The following is a 4,336-nucleotide window of genomic DNA, read 5'->3' on the forward strand; positions in this document are numbered from 1 at the left end:
GCGCGCGCCGCGCGCAAGAGCAGATGATCGGCCTGGTGCTTGCGCAGCACGTCATAGACGAGATCGGTGGAGATCGCGTCGGAGTTCCTGAGGCACGCCAGGAAGCCGGTCGCGATCCAGCCCAACGCCGGCCTGCCGAAGGCGACGTCCGGCGGGCTCGCGTACCCCGAGGATCCCGCCTACATGGCGGAGCGGATCCGCACTCTCGTCGCCCTCGGCGTCGCGATCGTTGGCGGCTGCTGCGGCACCGGTCCCGAGCACGTGCGCGCCTTCCGCGAGGCTCTCAGCCGTCCCGGGGCCCGGTGACGCGGCGAGCTCCATGGCGAGGCTCGCGGTCTTCCTGCTGATCGTCCTGTCCGTATGGACCCTCATGCACGCGTACGTGTTCTTCCGCGTCTCGGGGCTTCCGCCGTTCGAGCCGCCCACCGCGCGCCGCCTCCTGCTCGCCGCCGCGGCCGCGCTGTGGCTCGGCTACCCGCTGGCTCGGATCCTCTCGCCGCGGCTCGGCCGACTCGTCTTCCCGCTGGACGCGGCCGCCTCGATCTGGGTCGGGGTGCTCTTCCTGCTCTTCGTCTCGCTCCTCGCCGCCGACCTCGCCACCGGCTTCGGCCTCCTGTTCCCCGGGCGCGTGGCTCGCGCGCGCGAGGCCGCGGTCGCGGCGGCCGGCCTGCTGTCCGTCGCCGCGCTGATTCAGGGGCTGCGCCCGCCGGGGATCACGGAGCGCACCGTCAGGCTCGAAGGGCTTGGGCCGGAGCTCGACGGCCTCGTGGTGGTGCAGATCTCCGATCTCCACCTCGGCCCGCTGCTGTCCGAGCGCTGGCTCGCGAGGCGAGTCCGAGACGTCGAGGCCTTGAAGCCGGACCTTCTCGCGGTCACCGGCGACCTCGTGGACCACGACGTCTCGGCGGCCGGGGCCCTCGTGCCCGTCCTCCGACGCCTCACGGCTCCGCTCGGCGTTTTCGCGGTCACCGGGAACCACGAGTTCTATGCGGGACTCGAGCGATCGGTGGCGATCCTGAGGGCCGCGGGGTTCAGGGTGCTGCGCGACGAGGCCGTCGAGGCCGCGCCCGGACTGGTCGTGGCGGGCGTCGACGATCTCACCGCCCGTCGCCAGGCGGGCGCCGGGGACGGCTTCCTCGATCGCGCTCTCGCGTCCCGCCCTCGCGGCGTCACGATCCTCCTCTCCCACAGCCCGAGCGAGGTCGAGCGGGCGGCGGAGCTCGGCGTCGGCCTGATGCTCTCGGGCCACACGCACGACGGCCAGATCTGGCCGTTCGCCTACCTGGTGAGGCTCGCGTACCCGAGGCTGTCCGGTTTTCACGAGGTGGGCGGAATGACTCTCTGCGTCTCGCGCGGCACCGGATTCTGGGGACCGCCGATGCGCCTGTTCAGGCGCGCCGAGATCGTGAGGATCACCCTGCGGAAGGCCTGAAGGCGCCGGCTACTTCTTGAAGTAGGCGGCGTTCTTCTCGATGTAGTCCTTCCACTTCTCCGGGAGCGCGTCCAGCTCGAAGATCGCCTCGACCGGGCAGGCGGGCTCGCACGCCCCGCAATCGATGCATTCCACCGGATCGATGTAGAGCATCTCCGCGGTCTCGAAGTCCGGGTCCTTCTTCGTGGGATGGATGCAGTCCACCGGGCAGACGTCCACGCAGGCGGTGTCCTTGGTCCCGATGCACGGCTCAGCGATGATGAACGCCATGTTCGTTCTCCCTGCACTCCAAGACCCGACGGTCGGATCTTCGAGAACAGTGTAGCGCGTGCCGGCCGGTCCGTGTTTCCGAGCACGGCGCGCTCCGGCGCCGCGAGCGATCTTTCGTGACCCGTGTCAAGCGGGTCGCTCCGCGCGGCGAAGCGTGTCAACACGCCGGGTTCGGACGGATCCGTCCGCGACGGCGGTGGTATCCTGACGTGCGCTTCGGCCGAGGGAGGGGAGCGAACCGTGGACATGACACTCCGTGCGTCGGGCAGGATCGCGCGCCTCCCGGGTCCCGTGCTCCTCGTCGTCCTCGACGGCATCGGAATCGGGCGGCGGGACGAGTGGGACGCGGTCGCCCTCGCGCGGACCCCCACGCTGGACGCCCTCATGGCGCGCTCCCCGTCGCGCCTCCTCAAGGCCCACGGCACCGCCGTCGGCCTCCCGTCCGACGCCGACATGGGGAACTCCGAGGTAGGCCACAACGCTCTCGGCGCGGGCCGCATCGTCGATCAGGGCGCCAAGCTGGTCAACCGGGCCGTGGCGGACGGCTCGATCTTCCGGAGCGAGGTCTGGGCGGCGATTACCCGACGATGCAAGGCGGGCGGCGCGCTCCACCTCATCGGGCTCCTCTCCGACGGGAACGTCCACAGCCATGAGAAACACCTCCACGCGCTGATCGCTGAGGCCTCCCGGGAAGGGCTGCCGCGGGTTTACGTCCACCCCCTGCTCGACGGGAGGGACGTGCCCCAGACCTCGGCCCTCGTCTACCTGGATCGGCTCGAGGAGCAGCTCAAGCGGGCCGGCCTCGGGGAAGGGAAGCGGTACCGGATCGCCTCGGGAGGCGGCCGCATGGTGACCACCATGGACCGATACGAGGCCGACTGGCAGATCGTCGAGCGGGGCTACCACGCCCACGTCCACGGCGTGGGCCGCGCGTTCGCGTCGGCGCGCGAGGCGATCGAGACGTACCGAGCCGAGCAGCGGGACCTCAGCGACCAGTTCATTCCACCCTTCGTCGTCGTCGACGCCCGAGGGCCGGTGGGCCCGGTGCGCGACGGCGACGCCGTGGTGTTCTTCAACTTCAGGGGGGATCGCGCGCTCGAGATCAGCCGGGCGTTCGAGGAGGGGGACGAATTCGCCAAGTTCGACCGGGGACGCCGGCCCGAGGTCCTGTACGCGGGGATGACGCTGTACGACGGCGACCTCGGGATCCCCGGGAGCTACCTCGTCGCGCCGCCCGCGATCGACCGCACCGTGAGCGAGTACCTGGCCCGGAGCGGCGTCACCCAATTTGCCCTTTCCGAGACCCAGAAGTACGGGCACGTGACGTACTTCTGGAACGGGAACCGGGGAGGAAAATTCGACCCCGACACCGAGACGTACCTCGAGATCCCCTCCGACAGGGTGCGGTTCGAGCTGCGCCCCTGGATGAAGGCCGCCGAGATCACCGACGCGACGCTCGAGGCGCTGGAGTCCGGCCGCCACCGCTTCTGCCGGATCAACTTCGCCAACGGCGACATGGTGGGGCACAGCGGGCAGCTCGTGCCGACGATCTTCGCAGTGGAGGCGGTCGACCTCTGCCTCGCGAGGGTGGTCCGGGGAATCGAGAACGTCGAGGGGACTCTCGTCGTTCTCGCCGACCACGGGAACGCGGACGACATGGTGGAGCGCGACGAGGCCGGCCTCCCCCTCGAGGACCCTTCCGGCCGTCCGAGGCCCCGCACGAGTCACAGCTTGAATCCCGTCCCGTTCATCGTTCATCGCGGGAAGGGCCCGCCCCTCCCGCTCCGGAAGGACCTTGAGGAGGCGGGACTCGCGAACGTCGCGGCGACCTTGCTGGAGATCTTGGGATTCGTGCCGCCCGACGACTACTTGCCGTCGCTCCTCGCTTGAGCGGGCGGCGAGAATGACACCTGACATGGCCGACATCCGGACCTCCCGCACCGAGCCGCGGCCCGCGACCCCGCGGGCCCTCGGACGCCTCAGCGCGCTTCTCGTCCGGGAGCGGGAACTCTGGTCGCGGGGGATCGTGCGGGTCGCGGGAGTGGACGAGGCCGGGGTCGGACCGTTGGCCGGGCCCGTCGTCGCGGCCGCCGTGGTCTTCGCCCCCGGCACGGGGATCCCGGGGGTGGACGACTCGAAACGCGTGGCGCCGGCTCGCCGGGTGAAACTGGCCGACGAGATCCGGAGGGTCGCGCTGGCGCACGCGGTGGCAGTGTCCGATCCCGGAGAGATCGACCGGGTCAACATCTACCGCGCGACGCTCCTCGCGATGCAACGCGCGGTCCTGGCGCTCCCCGTCCGGCCCGACCACGTGCTGGTGGACGCGCGCCGGATCCCGGGAATCGACGTCCCCCAGGAGGCGATCATCCGCGGAGACGCGACGTGCCACGCGATCGCCGCCGCATCCATCCTCGCGAAGGTGGTCCGGGACGCGATGATGGCGGGGTACGACGCGGACTTCCCGGGGTACGGGTTCGCCGCCCACAAGGGGTATCCCACCGAGGCGCATCGCCACGCGATCCGCCGCCTCGGGCCCTGCGCGATCCATCGCCTGTCGTTCACGCTGCTCCCGCCTCGCGCGCTCTGGGACGATACCGGCGGGGGAGAAGTGGTGCCCTGAGTTTCGGGGGGGGG

The 4,336-nt window shown here is 70.8% G+C and carries 5 protein-coding genes; 4 read left to right on the plus strand and 1 reads right to left on the minus strand.

Annotated features, from left to right (window positions below; translation table 11 throughout):
* The first annotated feature begins 66 nt into the window (after positions 1-66).
* Positions 67-306 carry a homocysteine S-methyltransferase family protein gene (locus tag LAO51_20025; protein MBZ5641034.1) on the plus strand — a complete coding sequence of 80 codons (240 nt, stop codon included), beginning with the start codon at positions 67-69 and terminating at the stop codon, positions 304-306.
* A 13-nt stretch (positions 307-319) separates the two neighbouring features.
* Positions 320-1,432 (plus strand): metallophosphoesterase, encoded by a 1,113-nt coding sequence (locus tag LAO51_20030; protein MBZ5641035.1) that lies wholly within the window; start codon positions 320-322, stop codon positions 1,430-1,432.
* A gap of 9 nt (positions 1,433-1,441) precedes the next feature.
* Here the strand turns inward: LAO51_20030 and LAO51_20035 are convergent, their stop codons facing one another.
* Entirely contained in the window at positions 1,442-1,702 is a 261-nt protein-coding gene (locus tag LAO51_20035) for a ferredoxin family protein (GenBank protein MBZ5641036.1), read from the minus strand.
* Between the two features lie 246 nt (positions 1,703-1,948).
* On the opposite strand from LAO51_20035, the gene gpmI reads away from it, so the two are divergent.
* The gene (gpmI, locus tag LAO51_20040) at positions 1,949-3,592 is read left to right on the plus strand and encodes a 2,3-bisphosphoglycerate-independent phosphoglycerate mutase (protein MBZ5641037.1); all 1,644 of its coding nucleotides are present in this window, start codon (positions 1,949-1,951) and stop codon (positions 3,590-3,592) included.
* 25 nt (positions 3,593-3,617) lie between these two features.
* Positions 3,618-4,322 carry a ribonuclease HII gene (locus LAO51_20045; GenBank protein ID MBZ5641038.1) on the plus strand — a complete coding sequence of 235 codons (705 nt, stop codon included), beginning with the start codon at positions 3,618-3,620 and terminating at the stop codon, positions 4,320-4,322.
* Positions 4,323-4,336: the final 14 nt, after the last annotated feature.

Source organism: Terriglobia bacterium, from assembly GCA_020073205.1.
GTDB lineage: Bacteria > Acidobacteriota > Polarisedimenticolia > Polarisedimenticolales > JAIQFR01 > JAIQFR01.